The organism is Leptospira mtsangambouensis (genome assembly GCF_004770475.1).
Taxonomy (GTDB): domain Bacteria; phylum Spirochaetota; class Leptospiria; order Leptospirales; family Leptospiraceae; genus Leptospira_A; species Leptospira_A mtsangambouensis.
Genome location: NZ_RQHK01000017.1, coordinates 762,450 through 786,780, shown reverse-complemented (window position 1 = coordinate 786,780; position 24,331 = coordinate 762,450). Strand labels below are relative to the sequence as shown.

The 24,331-nt window shown below is 38.2% G+C and carries 23 protein-coding genes and 1 pseudogene; 14 read left to right on the top strand and 10 right to left on the bottom strand.

Going from position 1 to position 24,331, the window contains the following annotated elements; translation table 11 throughout:
• Positions 1 to 3 precede the first annotated feature (3 nt).
• On the bottom strand, positions 4 to 1,146 hold the full coding sequence (locus EHR01_RS16200) for an MltA domain-containing protein (RefSeq protein WP_244310156.1): 1,143 nt from the start codon (positions 1,144 to 1,146) through the stop codon (positions 4 to 6).
• Positions 1,147 to 1,721: 575 nt separating this feature from the next.
• Between EHR01_RS16200 and rpmH the strand changes: the two genes are divergently transcribed.
• The 8 genes and pseudogenes from rpmH to EHR01_RS16160 all read left to right on the top strand — a co-directional run bounded on the left by rpmH (position 1,722) and on the right by EHR01_RS16160 (position 8,576).
• Positions 1,722 to 1,883, top strand: a complete 162-nt coding sequence (rpmH, locus tag EHR01_RS16195; RefSeq protein WP_081431642.1) for a 50S ribosomal protein L34 — start codon at positions 1,722 to 1,724, stop codon at positions 1,881 to 1,883.
• A gap of 26 nt (positions 1,884 to 1,909) precedes the next feature.
• Positions 1,910 to 2,215, top strand: a pseudogene (gene rnpA / locus EHR01_RS16190) (ribonuclease P protein component); the annotation flags it as partial.
• Entirely contained in the window at positions 2,212 to 2,439 is a 228-nt protein-coding gene (yidD, locus tag EHR01_RS16185; RefSeq protein ID WP_135696177.1) for a membrane protein insertion efficiency factor YidD, read from the top strand. The pseudogene rnpA and the gene yidD, both read left to right, overlap by 4 nt.
• Before the next feature lie 3 nt (positions 2,440 to 2,442).
• Positions 2,443 to 4,398 (top strand): membrane protein insertase YidC, encoded by a 1,956-nt coding sequence (yidC, locus tag EHR01_RS16180; RefSeq protein ID WP_208721801.1) that lies wholly within the window; start codon positions 2,443 to 2,445, stop codon positions 4,396 to 4,398.
• A gap of 28 nt (positions 4,399 to 4,426) precedes the next feature.
• Positions 4,427 to 5,158 (top strand): RNA-binding cell elongation regulator Jag/EloR, encoded by a 732-nt coding sequence (jag, locus tag EHR01_RS16175; RefSeq protein ID WP_004784914.1) that lies wholly within the window; start codon positions 4,427 to 4,429, stop codon positions 5,156 to 5,158.
• A complete protein-coding gene (gene mnmE / locus EHR01_RS16170) occupies positions 5,151 to 6,536 on the top strand; it encodes a tRNA uridine-5-carboxymethylaminomethyl(34) synthesis GTPase MnmE (protein ID WP_135696175.1) in 1,386 nt (461 codons plus the stop codon). The genes jag and mnmE overlap by 8 nt, the downstream gene beginning before the upstream one ends.
• Positions 6,537 to 6,616: 80 nt before the next feature.
• On the top strand, positions 6,617 to 6,868 hold the full coding sequence (locus tag EHR01_RS16165) for a hypothetical protein (protein ID WP_100741666.1): 252 nt from the start codon (positions 6,617 to 6,619) through the stop codon (positions 6,866 to 6,868).
• Between the two features lie 64 nt (positions 6,869 to 6,932).
• On the top strand, positions 6,933 to 8,576 hold the full coding sequence (locus EHR01_RS16160) for a hypothetical protein (RefSeq protein ID WP_135696173.1): 1,644 nt from the start codon (positions 6,933 to 6,935) through the stop codon (positions 8,574 to 8,576).
• Positions 8,577 to 8,601: 25 nt separating this feature from the next.
• Here EHR01_RS16160 and EHR01_RS16155 read toward each other — a convergent pair whose 3' ends face one another.
• Both EHR01_RS16155 and EHR01_RS16150 read right to left on the bottom strand, forming a co-directional pair.
• Positions 8,602 to 9,513: an ankyrin repeat domain-containing protein gene (locus EHR01_RS16155; RefSeq protein WP_135696171.1), complete on the bottom strand. Its 912-nt coding sequence runs from the start codon at positions 9,511 to 9,513 to the stop codon at positions 8,602 to 8,604.
• Positions 9,514 to 9,518: 5 nt separating this feature from the next.
• Positions 9,519 to 11,267, bottom strand: a complete 1,749-nt coding sequence (locus EHR01_RS16150; protein ID WP_135696169.1) for a GMC oxidoreductase — start codon at positions 11,265 to 11,267, stop codon at positions 9,519 to 9,521.
• 132 nt (positions 11,268 to 11,399) lie between these two features.
• Here EHR01_RS16150 and EHR01_RS16145 point away from each other — a divergent pair, with 132 nt between their 5' ends.
• Entirely contained in the window at positions 11,400 to 12,431 is a 1,032-nt protein-coding gene (locus EHR01_RS16145) for a DUF2804 domain-containing protein (RefSeq protein ID WP_135696167.1), read from the top strand.
• Between the two features lie 9 nt (positions 12,432 to 12,440).
• On the opposite strand, the gene EHR01_RS16140 is transcribed toward EHR01_RS16145, so the two are convergent.
• Both EHR01_RS16140 and EHR01_RS16135 read right to left on the bottom strand, forming a co-directional pair.
• The gene (locus EHR01_RS16140; protein WP_135696165.1) at positions 12,441 to 15,527 is read right to left on the bottom strand and encodes an efflux RND transporter permease subunit; all 3,087 of its coding nucleotides are present in this window, start codon (positions 15,525 to 15,527) and stop codon (positions 12,441 to 12,443) included.
• A gap of 62 nt (positions 15,528 to 15,589) precedes the next feature.
• Positions 15,590 to 16,264 (bottom strand): DsbA family oxidoreductase, encoded by a 675-nt coding sequence (locus EHR01_RS16135; protein WP_135696163.1) that lies wholly within the window; start codon positions 16,262 to 16,264, stop codon positions 15,590 to 15,592.
• 52 nt (positions 16,265 to 16,316) lie between these two features.
• On the opposite strand from EHR01_RS16135, the gene EHR01_RS16130 reads away from it, so the two are divergent.
• Positions 16,317 to 17,501 (top strand): Acg family FMN-binding oxidoreductase, encoded by a 1,185-nt coding sequence (locus EHR01_RS16130; protein ID WP_135696161.1) that lies wholly within the window; start codon positions 16,317 to 16,319, stop codon positions 17,499 to 17,501.
• Here EHR01_RS16130 and EHR01_RS16125 read toward each other — a convergent pair.
• Genes EHR01_RS16125 through EHR01_RS16110 form a run of 4 tightly spaced genes read right to left on the bottom strand, consistent with a single transcriptional unit; the run spans position 17,498 to position 20,337 of the window.
• Positions 17,498 to 18,298 carry an EAL domain-containing protein gene (locus EHR01_RS16125; protein ID WP_208721800.1) on the bottom strand — a complete coding sequence of 267 codons (801 nt, stop codon included), beginning with the start codon at positions 18,296 to 18,298 and terminating at the stop codon, positions 17,498 to 17,500. The genes EHR01_RS16130 and EHR01_RS16125 overlap by 4 nt on opposite strands.
• Positions 18,299 to 18,351: 53 nt before the next feature.
• Positions 18,352 to 19,338 carry a sulfite exporter TauE/SafE family protein gene (locus EHR01_RS16120; RefSeq protein ID WP_135696160.1) on the bottom strand — a complete coding sequence of 329 codons (987 nt, stop codon included), beginning with the start codon at positions 19,336 to 19,338 and terminating at the stop codon, positions 18,352 to 18,354.
• 5 nt (positions 19,339 to 19,343) lie between these two features.
• The gene (locus EHR01_RS16115; RefSeq protein WP_135696158.1) at positions 19,344 to 19,916 is read right to left on the bottom strand and encodes an LIC12231 family lipoprotein; all 573 of its coding nucleotides are present in this window, start codon (positions 19,914 to 19,916) and stop codon (positions 19,344 to 19,346) included.
• Entirely contained in the window at positions 19,897 to 20,337 is a 441-nt protein-coding gene (locus EHR01_RS16110) for a hypothetical protein (RefSeq protein WP_135696156.1), read from the bottom strand. The genes EHR01_RS16115 and EHR01_RS16110 overlap by 20 nt, the downstream gene beginning before the upstream one ends.
• 152 nt (positions 20,338 to 20,489) lie before the next feature.
• Between EHR01_RS16110 and EHR01_RS16105 the strand changes: the two genes are divergently transcribed.
• The gene (locus EHR01_RS16105) at positions 20,490 to 20,903 is read left to right on the top strand and encodes a hypothetical protein (RefSeq protein WP_135696155.1); all 414 of its coding nucleotides are present in this window, start codon (positions 20,490 to 20,492) and stop codon (positions 20,901 to 20,903) included.
• On the opposite strand, the gene EHR01_RS16100 is transcribed toward EHR01_RS16105, so the two are convergent.
• Complete coding sequence (locus EHR01_RS16100; RefSeq protein WP_135696153.1) at positions 20,888 to 21,724, bottom strand: YihY/virulence factor BrkB family protein; 837 nt, start codon at positions 21,722 to 21,724, stop codon at positions 20,888 to 20,890. The genes EHR01_RS16105 and EHR01_RS16100 overlap by 16 nt on opposite strands.
• Positions 21,725 to 21,834: 110 nt before the next feature.
• Between EHR01_RS16100 and EHR01_RS19235 the strand changes: the two genes are divergently transcribed.
• The 3 genes from EHR01_RS19235 to EHR01_RS16090 are packed head-to-tail and all read left to right on the top strand — an operon-like array spanning position 21,835 to position 24,330.
• Positions 21,835 to 21,996 carry a hypothetical protein gene (locus tag EHR01_RS19235; protein ID WP_004786402.1) on the top strand — a complete coding sequence of 54 codons (162 nt, stop codon included), beginning with the start codon at positions 21,835 to 21,837 and terminating at the stop codon, positions 21,994 to 21,996.
• Positions 21,997 to 22,048: 52 nt separating this feature from the next.
• A complete protein-coding gene (locus EHR01_RS16095; protein ID WP_135696151.1) occupies positions 22,049 to 23,989 on the top strand; it encodes an ABC-F family ATP-binding cassette domain-containing protein in 1,941 nt (646 codons plus the stop codon).
• On the top strand, positions 23,989 to 24,330 hold the full coding sequence (locus EHR01_RS16090) for a rhodanese-like domain-containing protein (RefSeq protein WP_020776119.1): 342 nt from the start codon (positions 23,989 to 23,991) through the stop codon (positions 24,328 to 24,330). Before EHR01_RS16095 ends, EHR01_RS16090 begins: the two co-directional genes overlap by 1 nt.
• Position 24,331: the final 1 nt, after the last annotated feature.

Below are 24,331 nucleotides of genomic sequence, written 5' to 3'. Positions count from 1 at the left end.
TATTTATCTAATTTTTTTTTCTTTCCTTGGGAGTAACAAAACTACTTTTCCTTTTGTTAACAAATTGTTTGCTTCCTCTTCCACTCCGTTCTCACTCCCTAAAAAATAATCCAACCTACCAAGACCGGTGATAGCATTTCCCCTATCATGAACAAAAACCAAACGGTTATTCACCAATTCTTTATTTGATTGAAAAGAAAGAAGGACAGGAAGTCCTAAAGGAATTTTTATATCCATTGCCACCGATCGGTAAGCTACCAATCGAATGCCACCGCTACCTTTTGGACCCAAATGATATTGGCTCATGTCACCATCTAACAATGATTCTTTGTGAAAGAATATATATCTAGGATTCTTTAAAATTGCTTCAGTTACTTCCTTAGGTTTAGATTGGATACAATTTGATAAATGATATGGTTTAAGACTTGGACAAATACCATGTAGATGAACAGAAGGACTAATATAATCTTTCCCATTGTCTTCAGCATAATTGATCCGAAATCTCTCATTGGTTTCCATTTCAACTAGGGCCGACCCTTCTAACTGTGCTAAATGTAAGTCCGTCAATCTTAAGAAAACAATAGGTTTCGAATATTTTTCCCAAATTGATTTTTGAATCCATTTATCTCGATGAAAGTGTTTAGGATTCTCCGAAAAACTTGAGTCAGAGATAGGAGGAGTTAATGCAGGATACTGAAATTCTCCTTCTTGTTTGTTTTTTCCACGAATTCGTACTTCATAATATCCTGTAATCGTTGGTAAATCAGTGGAAGGTCTCAACTCAATATATTGAAAATATTTTTCGATTTCACTTTTTATCTGATCATCGGGTGTATTGTGGATGATTGACTGAAGATTTGAAAATGACCGAAGGATTTCTTCATTTGTGAATTCTTCCTCCCCAAAACGAAATTTATTATCTTTAGGCAATCTTTTATAGTGTTGTATCGATTCTCTTAACGCGGATTCCAAATTTGAATCTCGCACAAAATCCATCTGATTGAATGGTTTTACTGTTTCAGGGATATGAAATGCGGAGGACTGGTTTTTGCTATTTTGATTGTGTCGACGGTTGTGGATCTTATTTGACTCTGCAAATAAATCAACAATCGAAAGTAAACCAATCAATAAAGAAACTGAGATCATTTGGTTCGTGAGACGAAAAGGAAAGTGACTTTCTTTTTCCAGCGGATTCCCATTTCCCATCATGATCTTGTTTCATCTGGCATTGGAATTCTGAAAACCATTAAAACAGTTGGTTGGAAGCTAGTTGAAAACTGGGAAGGAATTCATAGGAGAAAAGGTTGCTAAGTTTCCAAGGAAAGAGATACAAAAAAGAAACTCACTTTCTAAAGTGAACAATGCGAAAATGTAACCCACTTTCTAAAGTGAACAATGCGAAAATGTAACCCACTTTCTAAAGTAAACGATGCGAAAAAGAAACTCACTTTCCAAAGTGACCCATACACAAAAACCACTCGTTTTCTTGGTCCTTCTCTGAAACAAATTCAGCCGATCACCAACGATAGGGAGTAGAAAAGGAAAGTCACTCACCCGCACCTCGCAGAGTCCTGATCCTGATTCAAATTTTACCTTATGTCTCATAAGAAAGGCACTGTCCAATCATTTTTCCCAATTCCCCTTGACTTCCATGGGGGTACCAAAAACCTTTCAAAAGACCTCATATTTTTGCGATCATATATAGATTAATTAGGTGTTTCATGAAACGTACATTCCAACCGAGTAAAATTAAACGCGTGAGAACTCACGGATTCCGAGCCAGAATGGCTACCCCAGGCGGACGAAATGTGATAGCCAACAGAAGAAGAAAAGGCCGTGCTAAATTGACTGTTTCCGACGAAAAAATCGGGAGAAAGTTCTAATTTAGGAGCTTCCTTCGGAGACCCTTCGCGACCAAACCAGGATCCAGGAACTCTTTCGTCAGAATCGTAAAATGGGCAGGCCACCGATGCGATGGCTTGTTCGAAAAAACGGCCTTCCGTTTGCCAGTTTTTTATTTTGCCCCGATAAAACTCACAAAACAGCCGTTGAACGCAACCGTTCCAAACGAATTCTCCGAGAACTGGTTAGGAAACATATTTCTTTGTTACCTGTTGGATACGATTGTGCCCTACTCGTTCAAAAAGAATTTGCGAAGTTATCCAAGGAAGACCGAGAGGTTTTGTTCCTTTCGGTTCTAAAACAATTCCCATGAATCGGCTGTTTTTGGTTCTCATTTTTCTCTACAAAAAACTGCTGTCCCCTCTATTGCCACCGGCTTGCCGGTTTTCCCCCAGTTGTTCTGAATATGCCAAACAAGCGTTTGAAACTTATCCTTGGTATAAGGCGCTTGTTCTTAGTGTAGTTAGAATTTCAAAATGCCATCCTTACCACGAAGGCGGGCATGATCCTTTACCGAAATCCTTTAACAAGAGTTAACTTATGCAAAATGATTCCACCAACAGACAAGGTCGTTTATTCCTCGCGCTATTCCTCAGTTTAGCGGTATGGATGGGGATTAACTATTTCTTCTTTCCACCACAACCACCGAAACCAAAAACCGCGGACGAAGTTTCCAAAAAAAATGATTCTGAAAAAGAGAAACCTAACGGAAATGCAACGGATTCAAAATCAGAAATTAAAAAGCCAACAGCAGAAACAACTAAGTTAAATCCAGTAAAACCAGAAGACGTAAAAACCTTTTCTTTAAAGACAGATTCATTTTTAGTTCATTTTTCTAGTTTAGGCGGAAGAATCACAGAATACTATATTAAAGATCATAAAGAACCAGATGGTTCTGAATTTGCGATTGCAAAAGATCCTAAATTCGAAATTGAATTTGATGGGAAAAAAGAAAAAGCTGTAGAACTCACTAGAGGACAAGGTTTTGACTTCAACATCATTGAAGACAAAGACACCATTCCTTTTTCTGCATACAACTTAGTAAACTTTAGTTCCAGTTACAATGCCGAAACAAAAACAGTAATCTTCGAAGCACCTTCGTTAGATGGAAAATATACGATCCAAAAGAAATTTCAGTTTTTCCCATCTGAAAACTATTTCAAATTTCATTTAACACTTAAAAACAGATCCACAGAAACCATCAATATCTCCCCTTCAAAATCTGATGTTTACTTTAGATCTTTTAGTTCCCTTGGACCAGTACTTAAGAAAAAAGAAGACTTTAATGATCGTGATAACGCTCACTACTTTCGTTATTACTACTTAGATGGAAGTTTTAAAGACCACGTAGATGGAACCAGCACACAAGGTTTTTTTGATAACCTATTTGGTTCAAATGATGGAAAAGACACACGTTACGAAATCAAAAAAGGTTCGAACGAAAAAGTAGACTTCGTGGGAACAGGAAGCCGTTACTTCATCGGCGTCATCGACCCATTGGATGATAAACCAGCTGGAGTCCTCCTTGATAACCGCAAAGGGAACGAAACAGGTGTTCTTTTAGTTTATGACAATTTGAAACTTGGACCAGGTGAAGAAGTAAACTTAGATTATGCGGCTTATGTCGGTGTTAGAGAACTTGACGGAACTGCTTTCCGCGATAGCAACCTTGATCCAAAAATCAACAAAGACTCCGTGTTTGCAGGCCTTAGTGAATCTCTCGACAAATCCTTTAACCAAGGGATAACAACACCTCTTCGCAATGGAATTGTTTGGATCTTAAAAAAGATCTATCTCGTCATTCCTAACTACGGTTGGGCAATCGTGATTTTTGCGATCCTCTTTAAATTAGCATTCTATCCGCTGAACAAAAAACAGGCGGAATCGATGAAAAAGATGCAGGAGTTATCTCCACAAATCAAACTCATCAATGAAAAATATGCGGATGATCCAAAACTCAAACAAGAAAAGACAGTAGAGTTATATAAAAAGAACGGAACCAATCCAATGGCAGGTTGCCTTCCGATGCTCATCCAAATTCCTATCTTTATCGCATTGTATACTGCATTTTCCGATACAGTTGATCTTTGGAATTCTCCATTTTTATGGATCAAAGATTTAAGTGAACCAGATACTGTTTATACTACTCCAAAGTTAGCGTTTATTGGAGCCCTTGCGATCAACATCCTTCCACTCATCATGGTAGCAACGCAAGTAGTTCAGTCTAGAATGACAACGGTTTCCACTGATCCAAACCAAAAGATGATGATGTACATGATGCCAGTCATCATGTTATATTTTTTCTGGTCAATGCCTGCTGGTGTGACAATGTATTGGACAATGCAAAATATTCTATCGATCGCACAACAAGTGTATACGAACAAATTTGGTAAATCAGAAGATAAAAAACCAACAAATAATGGGCCAGAGCCAGCAAACAAAGCTTCTGCGGTTGCAAGACCTGGGTTTAGAAACCAAAACAAAAAGAAAAAATGAAATCATTGTTTAACAAGGAAGATCACAGATGAATAATTACATTTTCGAAGCCGAAGGAAAAACGAAAAGTGAGGCAGAAGAATACTCTCTCGAAACACTTCGTCTCCAACCAGGCGATTTACGATTCGAAGTAGTTGATTCCGGAAAATCCGGATTTTTAGGAATCACACAAAAAAAACCAGCCGTTGTACGCGCGTTTGTTGCAAACAACGACATCCCATCCGAAAAAATCATTCATGGAGTGATCATCACCATTTTGAAAAAAATGGGAATTCCTGCTGAAGTGGTAGGAATGGGTGATGTAGATGGAAAAATCTATGTCGAACTTACAAGTAAAGAATCAGGACTCATTATTGGTAAAAGAGGAGGAACTTTAGATTCTCTTCAATTCCTTCTCAACCTAATGGTTGATCCAAAAATTCGTCACAACCGAAAAATAGTTTTGGATATCGAATCTTATCGCGACAAACGCGAGTTATCTCTTATTCGATTGGCAAAATCCGTTGCCGCATCCGTAATTAAATCTGGAAGATCCAAACTACTCGATCCAATGAATCCTTTCGAAAGAAGAATTGTTCATATGGCAATTCAAGAAGATGAAAGAGTTTTCACAAGATCAGAAGGAAACGGAACTTTTAAAAGAGTTCGTGTCATCTCGGCAAAAGAAAAACATAAATACAAAGATTTGGAAGATCCATCTAAAAAAGGACTTCCTGTTGAAGATTTTGCTGATGGAGTAGATCAAGAAGATCTTGATTGATACCATTGCGGCATTGTCCACTGCCCAAGGACCCGGAGCGATTGGCATCCTTCGGGTATCGGGCACTGCCGTATTGCCCATTGCACTTGCCGTTTTACATAAAAACGGATCTCCCCTCGCTGAAGAATTCATTTTAAACCAAAAACGCACTGCTATTTTTTGTGATTTTGTCGATGCACAAAAACCGTTAGACCAGATTGTATTTTTTTATTTTCCCGCACCTAACTCATACACAGGTGAAGATTTAGCCGAGTTCCATTTACATGGAAATCCAATTCTACTCAAACGTGCCTTACAAATTCTTTTTGATAAAGGGGCAAGGCCTGCACAAAAGGGTGAATTTACAAAACGAGCTTACTTAAATGGAAAAATCAATTTATCGGGAGCGGAAGCCATCGGGCGACTCATTGAAGCACGCTCTCGCTATGAACTAGAATTAGCTCAAAAAAACGTATTTGGTGAGATCACAAAACTAAGTTCGAAAATCAGAAGTGATTTGATTTCACTAAAAGCAGAATGTGAAGCAGAAATTGATTTTTCAACCGAAGACTTAACCTTCGAAAGTTTAGAAGAAAGAAAAAATCGAATGATTTCTCTAAAAAATCTTTGTTCCAAATTAATCAAAGATTCTGAACGAGCAGAAACATTAATTTTACAATCCACTGTTGTTTTATTTGGAGAGCCAAACACGGGTAAGTCGAGCCTAATGAACTTACTGATTGGAAAAGATCGCTCGATTATATCGGACATTCCCGGTACCACCAGAGATTATATCGCTGAGGAATTGAGTTTGGATGGAATTCCAATTCGATTGGTAGACACTGCTGGAATTCGTGAAACTTCTGATAACATAGAACAAATGGGGATTGAAAGAAGCAAACGAGAGGCCGATAGTGCCAACGTAAAACTACTTTTGATTGATACCTCAGTACCATTCGACAAAAGTTCGTTTTTATCAAAACATAAAGAAAGACTTCATGGCTCTATCCTTGTTGCCAATAAAATTGATGAAAAACATAAAGATTGGAACCGAAACCAATTGGATGAAATGCAAAATGAATTCGAATTGGAAATTACTGAAATCTCTTGTAAAACAAAAATTGGAATTCCTCATTTATTAGAACTTTTAAAAACAAAAATCACCTCAAAAGATAATTCAGAAGATGTGGTTTTATTAGAAGACAGACAAAGATATCATATTCAAAAAATTGAATCTAATTTATCAGAAGCGATTCGATTGATGGAAGAAGAAACACCTGCTGAAATTTATATCCAGGAAATCAATTCCTCACTCAAAGAAATTGGTGAAGTCAATGGTCATGTGGAAAACGAAGAGATCCTTGGTAGGATTTTTAGTAAATTTTGTGTGGGTAAATAATTCACAAAAATTCCAAAATTTACGATTGTCTATTCGTCGAAATAGTATCTAATTGGTGCACATTCCATACGAGGTAAAAAATGAAAAAATTTCTTGTGATTCTCTCTATTTTCTCTTTCAGTACTTTCGGCGTTTTTGCTCAAACAGAAGCAGACGAAGAACCTACTATGCAAGCTGACGAAGCTTCCGAAACCGTTAAACCTAAAAAAGAAAAAATGAACAACAAAGACGGTGAGAAGAAAGAGAAAAAGAATAATAAAAATGGCGAGAAAAAGGCTAAAAAAGCTAAGAAAGCCAAAAAAGAGAAAAAAGCAAAGAAAGACGCTGAGTAATCTTAGCCCTTTTGATTTGAAAAACCCCTGGATTCAGGGGTTTTTTTATGCCCCAACAAACCAAATGAAACCTATTAATAAAACCTCCACCTACCTCTCGTTAGCTGTATTTATACTTTCTGTTACTTCCTGTTCTAGTTCGAATGGAAAAGAACTGGAAATTACAAATATAAATCCAATTCCCATTCGTTTCCAATTCAAACTCAATTCAATTCCCAAGGAACTAAAAGGAGAAAGAATTTCTTACACTCTCCAATTTTATTTTTGTCCTGATACAAAAGCAAAAGACTGTTATACTCCGGTTTCCACTAAAACTCAAAAAAGTGCAAAACCACTTCAATCATCCATAGACCAAATCACATTCCAGGAAGTGATTCCAAACCAATGGACTCATCTTTCCATTCGTTTAGAGGGAATCGAAAAAATCCAAGGGAAATATTCACCAGGGCACAATCCTTTTTGGATTCAAAATACAGATTCAGTTTTAAAAAAACAAAACATCACTCATGATTTTACTTTTGTAAGCCAAGAGAACCTGATCCCCAATCGCAAACAAGAAGAGTTGGCTGCAAAATTTGCACCCATCCTTGTCTTTCACAAAGATAAAAAATATTTACCAACCAATATGGAAAAGTATGTAAACTTCTTTCATCCGAAAGAATACACACTTCCGAATAAAGACATTCGTCGCAAATCTCTCGGCCAAACCACTTGGAACTATGTGGAATTTCCAGACCTACGAGATAGAGAAACACAAACTCATCTGTACTATCATGTGCGTTATGCCAAAACGACTGTATCGGGAACAACAAAAGAGACTCTCCCTGGATTTCGAGACGATGGCAACTATTGGTATGAAGTGGGGAATGGAGATATGGTCGTCTCTTATTGGATTTGGTATGATTGGAACGAAGGTCCAACCAAATTCGGGAATATCCACCAAGGCGATTTAGAATCTTATGCCCTACTCGTTTCAAGAGATGGAAAACCAAAACGGATTTTACTCACGGGACATGATCATATCCTACTTGATACCGATTTTCGAAATATCAATTCCTTAAAAAACCACCCGATTCTTTATGTGGCGAAAGGGAATATGGGTTCAGATGGTGGAAACCCAACATCAGCGTATGGTGGTTATACGGTCAAACTACATGCAGGAAATGCTCTCTTTAATTATATTTCTGATCCTTGGGATGTGTTCCCAAGTTTCGATCCAGAAAAATCAATTCTCATCGTTCCCAAAGATTTATCTGAAAAAGATTTAACGAGTGTTAAAATTGGTTCAGGGATCAAAGATAAATCTATCCAAACGAAGGAAGATTCGGAATCTGACAACTTACCCGAATCCACTCGTTACATCGATGCGAGTAAGATGATCAAACAAAAAATCGAAAGATTAGTCGCTTGGGAAGAACCGGGTTGGGTGGATCAAACAGCTGACAAAGATCCCGACGGCCATCACAAAGTAGATCCGAAGTTATCATCCTTTTTCAAGTTTCGAGGAAGACTTGGTAAACATCCAAGATCTGATTTAAGGATTCGAGAGTTACACCAATACGGCGAATCTCCGGAGAACGCTCCATTCAAAACCAATATCGAACAACATTATACTTTTGAAAGTCCCAAGTCAGAAAGGTCTTATACGGATAGGGAAGGAAACTATGGGCCTAAATTTTTAGGAGACGATTCTACTCCGCAAAAGTAATTCGATCCAACTGAACCTAATCAGATCAGATCAGATCAACTAACTTTGCTTTGGCTAACTCTTCTGGTTTGAAAGGTTTTTCTTTTCGAAGAAATTCGATCATTTCCTCTCGGCGTACATACCCTGCGCCGAGGATTGCTTTTTGGATTACAAAATCTTTCCATGTTTTGAATGAATGACCAAATTTTTCGCGGTCGAGTAATCTTGTGATCGATTCCTCATTTTCACCCCAAACAAAAGGATTGGCACCAACATGAAGAAGGTCAGTCAAACATTCAACGGCATCAGCGGAAGCAGATAAAAACAAAGCAGTGTTTCCCAATTCGTCTCTTGCTTCTAATGAAACATTTCCTTCTTCTAAAAGATAAGAACCTATCTCATGTAAATTTCTCTCGGAAACCAAATGGAGGGCTGTTTTCCCTTCTCGGTCCTTGTGATGGATCACTTCCGGAAACTTTGACAGAAGCTTTGCCACAATCTCCATCCGGTCTTCTACTATTGCTTCTAAAAAAATCGATCTCCCTTCTTCATTTCGTAGAGAAACTATCTCTTCGGTTAATGAATCAAAAAGAACTTCCCAAAGTGATTCAGCAGACTCAAGGACTGCCAAATGAAAGAGGGTATTTCCATTTTTATCCCTAGTGAGAAGATGGTTTGAGTGTTTCCAAACAGAAACGGTATCCACTAAAATTTGTAAAAAGGATTCTTTATTTTGGCTCAACACATCAAAGATGACATTGCCTGGAATGGAATAAGGAGATAAAGGATCGGCTCCTTTAAGGATGGCATGGCGAAAGAGTTCTGCACTCTCCATCTTTAACATCCAGGAGAGGGCATTGGTTCCATAAGAATCTAATTCATTCGGATCAGCTCCGGCACTGACCTCTGTTTCCCAGTCTTCAATACTTCCTGATTTGGCTACGTCTATCAAACTCATTTAGGTTATGATACACGTGTCCTCACAGAAGTCGATTTTTTAACGGCCGATTTTTTCGGATGGGAACTAAGGATTTTATCAAAACCTTTTTTGATTTCAAAAGATAAAAATTGGGTAGCAGTTTTATCTTTGGTGGGAACAAAACTCATGGCTCTTTCGGAAAGAGCAGTGATGGTCAAACTCGGATTCACACCTAAGTTTACTGTAAGCATGGAGGCATCACAGACACGAAGATTCTCATACCCAAATACTTTGTTTTCCATATCGATCACACCACGTTCTGCTGAGTCAGCGACAATACAACCACCCATAATATGACCTGTCAAAGGAGCGCTGAGGAGAGTGTCATTGAAGGAACTGCGAGGAATTCCGCCCACGATCTCAGCCAATTTTCTTGTGAAGGCATTGGCAATTGGAATATAAGTTGGAGTGGGTTCACCTGTTGACAGAGCTGAGGTGATGGTTCTTTGGAAAGGCCAAATGATTCGTCTTTTTCGTACAAGTCGTACGCTATTATCAACAGTTTGCATCACAAGTAAGATGATAGAATTTTTTGCAAACCCAACTGGATTGTGAGCTTTTAAAAAATAGATGGGATGGCGTAACATTGTCCAAAAGAATTTGAGTGGTCTTGGAAACTTTCCACCTCCATCAGTCATCACACTGGCAAGGAGAGCAAAAAAATCAGAACCTTTGGAGTACCGAACCGGTTCAATATGTGTGTTTTCATCAGGGTGAACTGAGGAAGTAATCGCAATCCCACGAGAATAATCCACATTTTTACTGGCAGGAACTGTTACAGGTAGTACGGTTTCACTATTGGTTCGAACAGTATCACCTAACTTTTCTGACAAACGAATCATTTTGTTTTCAAATTGCATTTTGAGTAAAAGGCCGACAGTGCCCATCACTCCAGCAGAAAGAACAACTTGTTTCGAACGAAATTTTCTTTTCGGATAACCAAACCAACCTGTTGTACTATTGGATTCTAATTCATATCCAAATTCTCCACTGGCTTCTGGATCAGGTATTCCTTTTTCATTCAGTGGAACAAGGGAAGTGACTTTGGTTTCAGGAAGAATTTCAGCTCCGAGTTTCTCTGCTAAATATAAATAGTTTTTATCGAGAGTGTTTTTTGCGTTATGACGACAACCGACCATACAACCACCACAAAAATTACAAGGGTCTCGATCGGGACCATCTCCGCCAAAAAAAGGATCCTTGGGATCTTTTTTGTTTCCAAAATAAATTCCCACAGGAGTTCTTCGGAATGTATCTTCTTTACCAAAGGTTTTAGCAGTTTCTAATAAAATTTGATCTGGTTCCCAGAGTTGTGGGTTCTCTGTAACTCCAAGCATATGTTTAGCAACATCATAATATGGTAATAAACTTTTTTCCCCACCCATTTTGGAATACAAAGGAGAATTTAATACTTTAGAAGAAGGGACATATAATGTACAAGCATACACTAAAGATCCCCCTCCCACACCGGCCCCACTCACTAATAAAAAATCATTGAGTAAGTTGATTCTTTGGATTCCATAAAAACCTAACTTTGGCATCCATAAGTATTTACGAAGGCTCCAATTTGTTTTTGGAAAGTCGGTTGATTTCCATCTTTTACCTGATTCAATCACTAAAACTTTATAACCTTTTTGGGATAATCGGTAAGCAGAAACGGAACCTCCAAAACCAGATCCTACAATAATAAAGTCATAATCATAATTTTGTTCTTTTGGAATGGATTGACTCATGGTTCGTTTTTCCTTGTTTGTGGTGCGTGAGCGAAACCGAGTCTGCAAAGGAATTCGATTCCTGTCAATTCGCTCTTATCGAATCTAACAAAAACTTCTCGCCTAAAGTTATAAATCCTTTTAAATCGGTTCATGCCTGAGATTAAAAAACAAATTCCTCTACTCAAAAATGACGGAACCCTGACAGAAGAAGGTTGGGCCAGGTCACCTTTTTGGACTTACAACAGAGAAAGTATCGCTGCCTCTGCATTGAAAATTAAAGAATGGGATTATTACTCCATTTTATCCCCGACAAAAGATTTTGGAATTACTATCACGGCATCTGATTTAGGTTATGCGGGACTATTTGCGATTTGTTTTTTGGACTTCAAACGAGGAATATTCAAACAAATTGATACACTTTCCGTTTTGCCTTTAGGTAAAACTGGATTTCCAAGAGTGAATAACAGTGGAGTCGTTCAGTTTGAGGATAAAAAACTAAAAATCCGATTTGAAGTCAAAAGCGGAAAACGAATTTTAGAATTTGAATCAAAATCATTTGAAGCCCCCGATGGAGGCAAAGGGGTCCAAGGAAAAATCGAACTTTCCGAACCAAAAATGGATTCGATGAATATCGCAACCTCTTGGAAAGAAAATAGAAAAGCATTCTACTATAATACCAAAATCAATTGTATGCCGGCAGCAGGCCAAGTGCAAGTAGGGAATACTAGTTATCAATTCGATTCTCAAAAAGATTTTGGTGCTTTGGATTGGGGACGCGGAGTTTGGACTTACAAAAATAGATGGTATTGGGGTTCCGTCTCATCATGGATAGGTGGAAAACCATTTGGTCTCAATTTAGGATACGGATTTACCGATAGAACTCCCGCATCTGAAAATGTTATTTTTTATGATGGAAAAATTCATAAACTGGATGAAGTGAATTTCATCATCGATACCAAAAATTATATGGCGCCTTGGAAGTTTACTTCAAATAACAACCGTTTGGATTTGGATTTTACACCGATTGTAGATAGAAATTCTTATATGAATTTTTTAGTCATCAAAACTGTGCAACACCAAGTATTTGGAATGTTCAATGGGACAGTAGTTTTGGATGACGGAAAAACTCTAAAACTTCAGAACATCCTCGGTTTTGCCGAAGACGTTCTAAATCATTATTAAAACGAATTCTTATTTTCGTTTTTTTAATTTGTAATAAGCGGAAAAACTAGCGGGGATAAAGATAAGGGATCCAAAAGTTCCAAATCCAAGTCCCCAGGCCAATGAAAGTGTCATTGGTATGAGAAGTGGATCCGAACCACCAATGGCATACGCTGTGGGAATCATTCCGGCCATCGTTGTGAGTGTTGTCACCAAAATCGGACGAAATCTTTCAGAAGATGCAGTGATGAGAGATTCATACAACCCATGACCTTTTGCTTGGAATTCTTGGATGGTATCCACAAGAACGATGGATGCGTTCACAATCACCCCTGCAAGACCAATGATACCTATCATTGCAAGAAAACTTAAAGCCTTTCCTGAAATTAAAAATCCAAACACCACTCCCACAAAACCTAATGGAATGGAAAGTAAGATGAGAATTGGTTTTTTAATGCTATTGAAGATGATCGCAAGGATAGCGAAAATTCCAAAGAAGGCAAGAACACCAGCGGTGAGAAGTGACACCATCGACTTGGCAGTTTCTTCTTGTTCTCCTCTAAACTTAATTTTATAACCGGGATACTTTTTACCAATATTTCCAAACTCATCCACGATTTTACCATTTACTATCGAAGAACTAGTGATCGCTTCGTTTACATCTGCAAGGACAGTAATTGCTTTTTCATAATCGTTATGGTACAAAGCCTCGATCCCTTGAACGGTGGTTTTTGTAGTGACCGCAGTAATGGGCGTTAGGAGACCAAATTTATTCGAAATTTGAATGGAATCCAAATCTTCCATTCCATCCCGGAATTTATCATCGTTTTGAATGACAATTTTTACTTCATCTTTACCTTTACGTAAGTTAGATGCTTCTAATCCTTCCATCGCAGTTCGAACATAATAAGCAGTAATTTCCGTATCAATTCCGGTAATGGCAGAAGCAGTATCTTTCATTCGAATCTGAATTTCTTCTCTACCAGGTTTGTAATCATCATTGATATTGATGACACCTTCTTGTTTCTTTAAAAAACTTTGCATTTCATTTGAAATTTGTTTTAAAATTTTATAGTCACGACCTTCAATCGCAACCGTGACCGCAGCACCGATAGGAGGACCATTAACTACTAAATCCACCATCACAGAAACTGCACCTGGAAGTTTTTTTAGATCAGGTTCTAGTTCACCAAAGATTTCTTGTGCTGTTCGTTTTCGTTCTGTTTCTGGAACAAGAATGATCTGTGCCATTCCAAGTTGTTCCCCAATCCGAGTGAGTGGATCGGTTGGATCTGTTTGTTGGATTCCAATTTTTAAAATGATACTTTGAACTTCTTCTTTTGGAATTTTGTTCAAAATTGGTTGGAAATATTGCAACTGTTTGGTGGTTTCTTGAGCAGAGAAGTCAGGTGGAAATTCTGCACGAACCATAACATAATCAATTCCTTCCTTAGGAAATAAATTGAAGTTCATGAGTCCGACAAGTCCACAGGAAGATAAAAAAACAATGAGAATGGATCCAAGTGCTAGGAAAGGGCGGTTCACCACCTTGGTAATAAAATTTGTAAATCCAGATTTTAAAGACTCAAATCCGTTTTCTAGAACAGAACGAAATTTTTCTCTATGTTTCGAACGTTTTTTTATTTCATGAGATGTGAACTGAGCATACCGAACGGGAAGTAACAAAAAGGATTCAAACAAGGATAAAGTCAAAGCAACAATCACCATAAATGGAATCTGCCAAATGAATTTACCCATAATTCCGGACATAAAAGCCATTGGCAAAAATGCAGCAACAGTGGTGAGATAAGAACCAATGATAGGAACAAACAATTCACTCGCACCAAGAACCGCAGCTTCTCTCGAATCGATTTTTCTAGATCTATGTTTGTAAATATTTTCGGAAATGATGATACTATTATCTACAAGCATCCCCAAAGAAATGATGATCCCGAGCATAGAAACTAAGTTGAAGGATACATCAAAAATAGGGAATGCTATGGTTGTTGCAAATAAGGTTAGTGGCAAAGAAAGACTTGTGAGCAGTGAATCTTTAAAACTAAAAAAGAGAATGAGAACCACCACAACCAAAAACAAACCTTGCAATGAATTGGTAATCACCACATCCAAACGTTTGATGGCACGCGCCCCTTCATTATTCAATTCCGTAAACTGAATGTTAGCTGGAAGTTGTTTCTTTAATTCATCAATTCGTTCTTGAACCGCTTGCACCGTACGAATGATATCCGCGCTGTCTTTTTTAATGATCTGAAGAACGTAAGCTGGTTCTCCATTGACAACGGCGATCACACGTGGTCTTTCATAAGTATCTTTTACATTCGCAACTTGTGATAAAAGAATTGTATTTCCTGTTTCATTGGAACGAACCGGAATATTTTTTATATCGTTGATTTCGTTAATTTCACCGGTTACTCGGATGTCTTGGGTGATGGGTCGTAAAAAAGATCCAGCTGGAACACTGATATTACGTTTCGAAATTGCATTGATGATATCGGAAAAACCAAGTGTATACCTTTTCTTTAATTCTGGATCAACACGAATGCGCCATTCTTCTTTTCGTTTACCAAATGCATCCACACGAGAAACACCAGAAACTTTTCGCATTTCATCTTCGATGAATCGACCCATTTCTTGAAGTTCCATTTCATCCATAGCGCCATGAATGGCTAACTCTAATACGGGGAAGTTGGAACTTTTTTGTTCAGTGACGATGGGACGATCTTTTACCTGTGTTGGTAAATTGGTGACACGATCTACTGCGCGCCTGATGTCATTCACAACACCATCTGGATTTGCATGTTCTAAATCAATTTTGATACTGATATCTGATTCGGAGTTACGAGAAATAGAACGAACAGAATCCAAACCTTCTACTTCACGTAACTTTTCTTCAATGGGAATGGTTACTTTTTTTTCCACATCCACTGGGCTTGCACCAGGATAGACAGTCAGAACTCGCACCTGGCGAAAATTCACCCGAGGGAATGCTTCTCGTTTCATAGAAAGGACAGAGATCATTCCCGCAAGGAACAAAAAGATAAAAACCAAATTGGCAACTAATGGTTTATAGACGAAGAAATGTATGATTTTTTTCATAAATATAGTACGTTTAGAATCAATCTAAAAATATTGAATGTTGGGTCAAGGTGAAACGAAATTTATTGACTTTGTTTTTCTGATTTGCGTTCTTTTAAAACAGTCTCAATCACTTCCACAAATACAGAGGGATCTTGTGCCCCACTCACTGCATACTTTCCACCAATTATAAAATAAGGAACACCGCTAATTCCATTTTGATGGTAATATAAAATTTCTTGTCGTATGTTTTCTTTGAGTTCTGGATCTGAAAAAATGGCATCAAACTTATCACGATCTTTGTACAAAGGTTCTGCTACTTTCCAAATGGTTTCTTTGTCGGTGAGATCTTTTCCCTCGGTAAAGTTAGCAGAAAAAAACAGATCCACAAGTTTTGCTTGTTCTTCTAAAGTAGAAAGTCCAGCTACAAGAGCATGTAAGACCAATGTGTTCGTAGCTTTGGGTATGTCTTCAAATCGAAAAGGTATTCCAACCGATTTTCCGATATCTGTCAACCGTTGCCAAGCTCCATCCAATCGATCCAAACTACCAAATTTTTGTGTTAGGTGCTCTTTGTAATCGATTCCTTCTTCTGGAATTTCTGGAGAAAGTTGGAATGGTCTCCATCGAACCTGGGGGAGAATTTGATCGCCGACTGTTTGGAGTGCCAACTCCAGTTTCTTTTTTCCTACATAACACCAGGGACAAGCTACATCGGACACGATATCAATAGAAAAAGGTTCAGAGTTGGTTGACATTTTATGTTAGACTCCTATTCAATTAAGGTCTAGAACCATAAACGGAAAAATAATGAAGCTCACAAGAAAAAGTTTTCTAATGAATAGTTTTGCCACCGGTGCCTTGGTTTCGCTCTCTACACTGCAAAAAAACTTATATGCATACAGTGGAAACGATTCGAATTTTCACAGAAAGGATCCCTTAGGATTTGCAGAATCTTTAGGGTTTACCAAACCACTGGACCAAATCCTTATAACAGCTCTCCTAGCCCCGAATTCCCACAATTCCCAACCTTGGAAAATTAGGAGGGTGTCCGATTCTGAATTTTTACTTTTTGGTGACAAAGAAAAACAACTTCCAGAAATCGATTCCCTCAATCGGCAATTTTTCCATACACATGGTTGTTTTCTGGAACTTGCTCATTTAACAGCCGATAAACTAATGTTTGATACAAAAATCTCATACTTCCCCAAAGGAAAACCTGGACCAAAAACCTTTTCTAATTTGCCAGTTGCAAAATTCGAAATTTTCCCAAAAACAAAATGTGTTCATGATTTTTTATTTGCTGGTGTCCCCAATCGAAGAATGAACCGTTCCGTTTATTCTGGAGATATCATTACAAAAGAAGAAATGAATGACTTACAAATGTTAATGGGCCCGACTAAACATAAACTCCTCTTTGTGAATGACCCAAAACAATTAGAATCTATCTTACCCATTCTAGATGCAGCTTTTACTATGGAAACCAATCGTACGGAATCCAACGAACTGAATCGGAAATGGTTTCGTGTTTCGAAAGAAGATATTTATACAAAACGAGATGGGCTCACTTTAGAAGGGAATGGACTTTCAGGAATCAAACTTTGGTTTGCCAAAACCTTCTTTGTGGATTTATCAAAAGAAACATGGCATTCCACATCATCCAAAGAAGCAGGAATCCAAATGTTCCAAAAACAAGTGTATTCTTCTAAGGCTCTTGTTTTATTCGTCACAGAAAGTTCTGATGAGGAACGAAGTTGGTTGGAAACAGGTAGGGATTTTATGCGTTTCACCTTGGCTTGTGCAGTCAGAGGAATTGCCTTTCACACCATGAACCAAGCAGTCGAAGATTACCCAGAAAGTCGCGAGTTCACCAAACAACTGAAAACGATCCTTGGCTTAAAACCAAAAGAACAAATCCAACTAATCGCAAGGATGGGAAGGAGTTCTTATGAATTTGATTCTCCAAGAAGAGAATTGAGTAGTTTTCTAATTTAAAGAGTGGGAAAGATCACTTCACCAGCAGATTCAAATGCTGGTTTGGAAAACAAATATCCTTGGTAGAAAGAGATTCCCATATCCACCAAAACTTTTAATTCCTCATTTGTCTCTACACCTTCAGCAATCACTGCAATTCCTATTTCCTGACAAACATTCGCAATGGCTTTTGTTAATTTTTGAGCCACAGAATTCAGATGAATGTTTCGGATGAGTTCCATATCTAACTTAATCAAATCAGGTTGGAATTTGGCGAGTAAATTGAGTCCAGAGTATCCCGAACCGAAATCATCAATCGCAGTCAAAAATCCATATTGTTGGTAAGTTTTAAAAATATTAATGATATGATCATGATCCTGAACTTCTTCTCCTTCCGTTAACTCAAATACCAATCGATCCAAAGGAAACCGATACTCTTTACTAGCTTCAAGAGTTGCACGAATACAAGTCTCCGGTTGGTAAACCGCATTTGGCAAAAAGTTAATATTCAAATAAGAAGGAATACGAATCTGACTTGCAAGTTGGATCGCCTTGATCCGGCACGATTGATCAAACTGGTACCTGTTGTTGGAATTTACTTTGGAAAGAATGGAATAGGCAGACTCCCCTTTGGTTCCACGGACAAGAGCTTCATGGGAATAGATGGTTTTTTTGTTCCAATCAACAATGGGTTGGAACGCCATTGTAAATGAAAAATCCAATCCAGCACCGTTGCGGCACTCTGCACAACTGTATAATTTGGGAACTTTTCCTTCCTTCGTTGTCACTAGTTGGTCTTCGGGAAATTCTAATTTCATAACGCCGTTATATGACTTAGACGAATTCTAAATTTGGAAACAAAAAATGGCAATTAGAATTTGGGAAGTTTTCCCAGCACATACCATACCACTACCAAAAATTGAAAGATAGCAGTAACAAGAAGAATGCTATATGGTTTTGCATTCACAGCTTTTAAAGAACCAATCCTTGCCCCAAAAATCCCACCGAAACTTCCAATGAGAGCAAGTTCCAAATGTAATTTCCCTTGGAAAAAGAACATAAGACTTGTTCCAAAAGATGTGAGAAAAATTCCGAGAAAAGAAGTGGCCACGGCTTCTACAGGACTCATACGAAAGTAATACACAAATAAAGGAACTGCAAGAAAACCACCTCCAATCCCAAATAAAGAGGAAAACAAACCAAAAAAAATCCCAGTAAATAGAACAATCAAAATCGATTTTGGTGAATAGAAAAAAGAATCAGCATCACTTTTGTTAGTCGAATTATTTTTGGTAAGATTTGTATCTAGATTTGATTTTGTACCAGAAGAAAAAGAACTAGAAGATGGCACAGGATTGAATGTTTGTGACTGAACCTCTAGAGACTGATAGTATTTTTTTCTCCTCTTCAGAGCCGTGATCAAATTGTAAATTGCTAAGATTCCTAAAAAAAATGTAAATACAATGAGATAAATAAACTCTGACAATGGAACCCCATAGTACAACTGTTTGCCGAGTTCTGTATCTTCAAACCTTCCAAATTTATAGGCAGTATACTGAGCCGAAGGAATCGATGTACAAAGTAAAAGTAGGCCCTGTTTCCAACGAATTTTATTGTTTTGGTAGTATACGAATAGCCCAGAAAGAGAGGATACAGGCATCTGTGCGAGAGAAACGGCAACTGCCTGAACGGCAGTGAGGTGAAAAAAACTATGGAAGAAGGGAGTGTAAATAAATCCACCCCCAAGTCCTAAAAAGGAAGCTAAGTATCCAACAAAGAACCCAACTCCAAAAACAACAATGATTCCGGGCCAAAAACCCCAGACAAAATCATTGTATATTTGAAAGTTAAAATCCAATGGTATTAGAAATGTTCCTTTGCATCCTCAAAAAATTTCAGAGTGGTTCTTTCGAACACTTCTCGTTCTGTTGCCGTTTCAAAATTGTACCATGAAATCGGGATGAAGAGAAGCCACTGCGCATAATTTCGAAAGATATGATACTCATAGGTTCCCACTTTTTTTCCATCTTTGTAAAGAAGGTATTGTACATCATATCCATCTTGTGTGGACCAAGCAGGAAGGAGTGTTGCAGTCAAAGTGGAAATTCCAAGAAATACTGTGGCTTCTGGAGACGGTGAACGGTAGTTAACCTTTACATTCACTAAAAAACCAGATTTAGGAACATCCACTCCTTCCACTGTGTTTTTAAAACGAGTTTTGTTTTGAAAATAGTTTTTTAAAGCTTCTCTTCCCCCTAAATTCATTTGGGGAAATGTTGGCAGAGCATAAACAAAGTTGGCATCGTTCGATTTTTCTTCTGCAGGCAAAGGAAGAATTTTGGGATGATCTTTATAGCTGATCAAACAATTGGTGAATATAAAAAATATTGAGATAAAAAATCCAAATTTAAAAATTTTAGTTCTGGCTGTGGTCATGTAACCCTTCCTCATCGTGTCTTCTTTCTAATTCTTCGTACAATTCTTCTTGGTCTTCACTAAAAAATAATTCAAATCCAATGCGCAAACAAACAGGATCATCTTCTATGGAAACATTACTTGGTAAAATTAAATTCATTACATAAAATGTATTGGATTCTGCTTCTTCTAAAAACAATTCTGTAGCATCCCACTCATCAAATTCTTCTACATCGGGTTTACGAAATTCTTTTAAAATTTCATCAAAAGGTTCTGTGATGTAGTTGAATTCGCCAGATTCGCTATCGATGATAAACTGAATGTGGTGGCAACCGGGCCCTTCTTCTTCCAATGGACTAAGAACAAGACTTCCGCAAGCAGGGCAATGGATGACGGGATCGATGGCACCGCTTGGCCAATTGATATTGATGGTTTCGATCATGTTGAAAACCTCAGGTCCCCATCCTAATGGAACTCCTTCATAGGGAAACCGGAATTTGTTTTTCTTTTTCAAAAAAACATTTTAAATCTTTCGTAGAAAAAACGAGATAAAATTTGCCTTAAAACCAGGGTTCTATTTCTATCAAAAAAGAAATGGGGATCACTGCCGAATACCAATCTGCTTTTACATCCAGCTTTCAAGAGTTTTTTGGAAATGCCAAAGATGAAGGTTGGGAACTCTACCACTTGAGTTCAGAACCAGAAAATGATTTCCCCACATGGCTTACCTTCACCATCAGAAATCCGTTAGGTGGAAGAGCATTGGTATTTCGTTATCATAGTCTAGAAAATAAATTTTATGCCCATCTCAAAGTCCAAGTGATTCCTGGAGAAGAGAATTGGAGTTTGGACCAATTGTTTCACAAAAAAGGATACACCGATCTAGATGCGGATGATATCCTTTCTTCTGGTGGGGAGTGGCTCTTTTTTTCTCTCGCGCGCCACTACTTCGGAATCATCATTTCTTTTTGCCCAAGGATTTTAGAACCAGATTATCTTTTGGATTGAGACTTCTTGTTACGATCATCCGCAAGGACTTGGTTCCATAAAAATCCCCAAATAAAAAACGTTGAGTTGATATATGTATACAACATCAAAACTACCATTTTAGAAATCAAATCATAAGCTAAGGAATAATTTACACCTACGTTTTTCATTTTTAAATAAAACTGAAATCCAAAACTCATTGTTAAAACGAGTAAGGAAGCAAAAATGGCACCCGGTAAATTCTCTTTTAAAGTGGTTTTTGCTTTGGTAATATAAGCATAATAGAATGTAAAAAGCCCAATGCAATATGGCAAAATGATCAGAGAGACCGAAAGATAAGGATTTGTTCGAAAAAATCCAAATCGAAACTTTTGAAATATAAACCGTTCTGTTTGCACCATTCCATAAGTTAAATAAAAATACAAAACTAGTAGAACAAGAGAGATCACAAGCAAACGAAAGTTGATCCACTGAGAGGCGATAAAACCAACCTTAGTCTCATCCCGAGAGATAAACCGAAGGGCTTTGGATATAGTTCCAAAAATCGTTAAACTCGAAAAAAAGGAAATCGCAATGCTAAGTGCGATTACATTATAGCTTTTAACTCTCGTTAGGTTTTCCACACTTTTGTCTATGGGTTGGAAAATAGGGGCTGGTAAAAATTTTCCCATTTGGTCTGTCATCAAATTGATAGTCCTTGGATCTTGCAAAAGCCCAAGAAGAGTCACAAAAACTACCAAAAGGGGAAAGAGAGTGAGGAGGAAAGTAAACGAAAGTTCCGAAGCCAGACCATGGACATCGTACAAGTACACTTCACTGAAAAATCGTCGGAGTCGTTTCATCCGGCCAGTTTGCAACTTGTCAGTATTTTTGTCTTATTTTTCTTGCAGTCTCGATTCGTGAGGAAACCCTGGAAGAATCTCAGTGACGTACCTAAAAGGGGAAAACTTCCATGTCAGAAGAAAAAGAAAAGAAGAACAAAAAAATCGCGAAAATGACTGTAGCCGAAATTGATGCGGCCATCAAAAAGTCTGTCGAAACCATGAATGGCGAATCTAGCCTTTATGTGAAACACCTTCGCGAAAGAAAAGAGGAACTTCTAGCCAAAAAATAAGGTTAGTCCCTCCTAAATCCCCCGCCTCATCGGCGGGTTTTCCCAAAGCGCTTTGATCCAATTCATCCAAATCCACCAACACTTCGGCCCCAAGGTTCTCTTTGAGGGTTTTAGCTGGCATATCAAACCTGGTTGCCGGGTTGCCATCGTCGGGCCCAACGGTTCGGGCAAAACCACTCTTTTCCAAATGGCGGCCGGAAAGATGAAACCCGAATCTGGGGAAGTCATTCGCTCCAAAAATACCGTCCTTTCCCTTTTCCAACAGATTCCCGAATTTAGTCCCGAGACTTCTGTCATCGACACTGTCCTTGATGAAAACAAACTCTATGCCGAGTATGATGGAAAACGAAAAATCATAGAATCCAAATTCGAAACGATTGATCATGAAGACCCGGCTTTTGAGGAACTCCTTCATGAACAAAGTGATTTAGAAGAATTTGCCCACTTACACGACTTACACGGTCTCGAAGCTCGCGCAAAAAAAATTCTTTCTGGCCTTGGATTTTCAACGGCCGACTTCATTCGAAAAACCAAAGAATTTTCTCCGGGTTACCACCACCGCATTGGTCTAGCCATAGCTCTACTCAACCCACATAATTTATTACTTCTCGATGAGCCGACAAACCATTTGGATGACAAAACCAAATCTTGGTTAGCTGACTTTCTTGTCTCACAGAACCAGGCCTTTGTTCTCGTGACTCACGATCCTGAATTTTTAAACCAAACGGTTGATACCATCATTGAAATCAATCCTCATGGAACTTTTGAATTCCAAGGAAGTTTGGAAGAATTTTTTGAAGCCAAAAATGAAATCCAAGAACAACTAAGAGCCCAATTCGAAAAAGAAGAAACCTATCTAAAGAGCCGAATGGAATGGGTGGAACGATTTCGTGCCCAAGCGACGAAAGCTAGGCAAGTCCAATCGGTCATCAAACGATTGGAAAAAAGAGACAAACTAGAAAATCCAGAAGAATCTTTTTGGAACCAAAAACCAGACTACCAATTCCAATTTGTTCCTTCGAGTAATATCATCCTTCGATTGGAACATGCTTCTTTTTCTTATCCTGATAAAAACACAGGTGTGAAAAAAACGATTTTTGAAAATGCCGAAATCGAAATTTCCGCAGGCGATAAAGTAGCACTCGTTGGCCCGAATGGGGCCGGAAAATCAACACTCATGCGTTGTCTTTTAGAAAGGCATAAGTTGGATTCTGGATCTCTCTATTATGGACCTAAAACCAAACTTGGATACTTTTCCCAAACTCACGGGGAAGACTTGGACGAAAGCCTGAACCTCGTTGAAACCGTAATCAAAAAATACCCAGAACTCAGTGAAGAAAGAGCAAGAACCCTACTCGGACATTTTGCCTTTCCAGGGGATGGAGTTTTTAAATCCGTAAAACACTTATCAGGTGGAGAACAGAGTAGACTTCGGTTGGCCCTTCTTGTGAACCATCCGACCAATTGCCTATTTTTGGATGAACCCACAAACCACTTGGACATTGTGATCCGGGAAGCGGTCAAAAGGGCCCTCATTGATTTTCCAGGAAGCCTCCTTATCATCAGCCACGATCCCGACTTTATGAAGGGACTCTGTAACCGCACCTTCCAACTTTCCGGAGGTGTCTTACAAAATCTAAATTGTAGTTTTGATGATTACCTCAAGTTCCATAAGGAAGATGAAACGGAATCTCCGGCCCAAAATACTTCTGGCAAATCTAAATTTGAAGAAAAAAAGGCCAATCCGCAAGCCAGTAAAAACAAACGAAAAAAATTAGAGAAAGAAATTTCAGATTTGGAAGTCCAAATAGAGAGACTGGAAAAAAATAAAAAGGACAAAGAGGAACTTTTACAGGATCCAGAGTTCTTTAAAAACAGAAGTTTTCAGTTGGAAATGGACACTTATAACGATATTAAAAGAGAGATAAGCCTCCTCACGAAACGTTGGGAGGATGTAACGATAGAACTAGAGGAAATGGGCGGAGTCACATAATGGTACCGGAAATCGATGTAGTTAGTTTTAAAAAACGTCTGGATGCACGTGCAGAAGGAAAAGATGATTTTTTTGTATTGGATGTAAGAAACCCAAATGAACAACAAATTGCTCTGGTTCCTGGCACAGACAAACTCATCCCCGTGAGCGAACTCGCTGCGAGAATTGAGGAAATCAAAAACCAAATCGATAAAGAAATTTTAGTGTACTGTCGTTCTGGTGGAAGGTCTGGAATGGCATGTGGAATTTTAGCCCAAGCAGGATTTAAGTCCTATAAAAACGTAGCCGGAGGAACCTTAGCCTATTCCGATTTAGTCGATCCTTCTATGCAAAAGTATTAAT

Coding starts and splice junctions, on each gene's coding strand:
- EHR01_RS16200 (WP_244310156.1), bottom strand. CDS start 1,146: ATGATCTCAGTTTCTTTATTGATTGGTTTACTTTCGATTGTTGATTTA.
- rpmH (WP_081431642.1), top strand. CDS start 1,722: ATGAAACGTACATTCCAACCGAGTAAAATTAAACGCGTGAGAACTCAC.
- yidD (WP_135696177.1), top strand. CDS start 2,212: ATGAATCGGCTGTTTTTGGTTCTCATTTTTCTCTACAAAAAACTGCTG.
- yidC (WP_208721801.1), top strand. CDS start 2,443: ATGCAAAATGATTCCACCAACAGACAAGGTCGTTTATTCCTCGCGCTA.
- jag (WP_004784914.1), top strand. CDS start 4,427: ATGAATAATTACATTTTCGAAGCCGAAGGAAAAACGAAAAGTGAGGCA.
- EHR01_RS16165 (WP_100741666.1), top strand. CDS start 6,617: ATGAAAAAATTTCTTGTGATTCTCTCTATTTTCTCTTTCAGTACTTTC.
- EHR01_RS16160 (WP_135696173.1), top strand. CDS start 6,933: ATGAAACCTATTAATAAAACCTCCACCTACCTCTCGTTAGCTGTATTT.
- EHR01_RS16155 (WP_135696171.1), bottom strand. CDS start 9,513: ATGAGTTTGATAGACGTAGCCAAATCAGGAAGTATTGAAGACTGGGAA.
- EHR01_RS16150 (WP_135696169.1), bottom strand. CDS start 11,267: ATGAGTCAATCCATTCCAAAAGAACAAAATTATGATTATGACTTTATT.
- EHR01_RS16145 (WP_135696167.1), top strand. CDS start 11,400: ATGCCTGAGATTAAAAAACAAATTCCTCTACTCAAAAATGACGGAACC.
- EHR01_RS16140 (WP_135696165.1), bottom strand. CDS start 15,527: ATGAAAAAAATCATACATTTCTTCGTCTATAAACCATTAGTTGCCAAT.
- EHR01_RS16135 (WP_135696163.1), bottom strand. CDS start 16,264: ATGTCAACCAACTCTGAACCTTTTTCTATTGATATCGTGTCCGATGTA.
- EHR01_RS16130 (WP_135696161.1), top strand. CDS start 16,317: ATGAAGCTCACAAGAAAAAGTTTTCTAATGAATAGTTTTGCCACCGGT.
- EHR01_RS16125 (WP_208721800.1), bottom strand. CDS start 18,298: ATGAAATTAGAATTTCCCGAAGACCAACTAGTGACAACGAAGGAAGGA.
- EHR01_RS16115 (WP_135696158.1), bottom strand. CDS start 19,916: ATGACCACAGCCAGAACTAAAATTTTTAAATTTGGATTTTTTATCTCA.
- EHR01_RS16110 (WP_135696156.1), bottom strand. CDS start 20,337: ATGATCGAAACCATCAATATCAATTGGCCAAGCGGTGCCATCGATCCC.
- EHR01_RS16105 (WP_135696155.1), top strand. CDS start 20,490: ATGGGGATCACTGCCGAATACCAATCTGCTTTTACATCCAGCTTTCAA.
- EHR01_RS16100 (WP_135696153.1), bottom strand. CDS start 21,724: ATGAAACGACTCCGACGATTTTTCAGTGAAGTGTACTTGTACGATGTC.
- EHR01_RS19235 (WP_004786402.1), top strand. CDS start 21,835: ATGTCAGAAGAAAAAGAAAAGAAGAACAAAAAAATCGCGAAAATGACT.
- EHR01_RS16090 (WP_020776119.1), top strand. CDS start 23,989: ATGGTACCGGAAATCGATGTAGTTAGTTTTAAAAAACGTCTGGATGCA.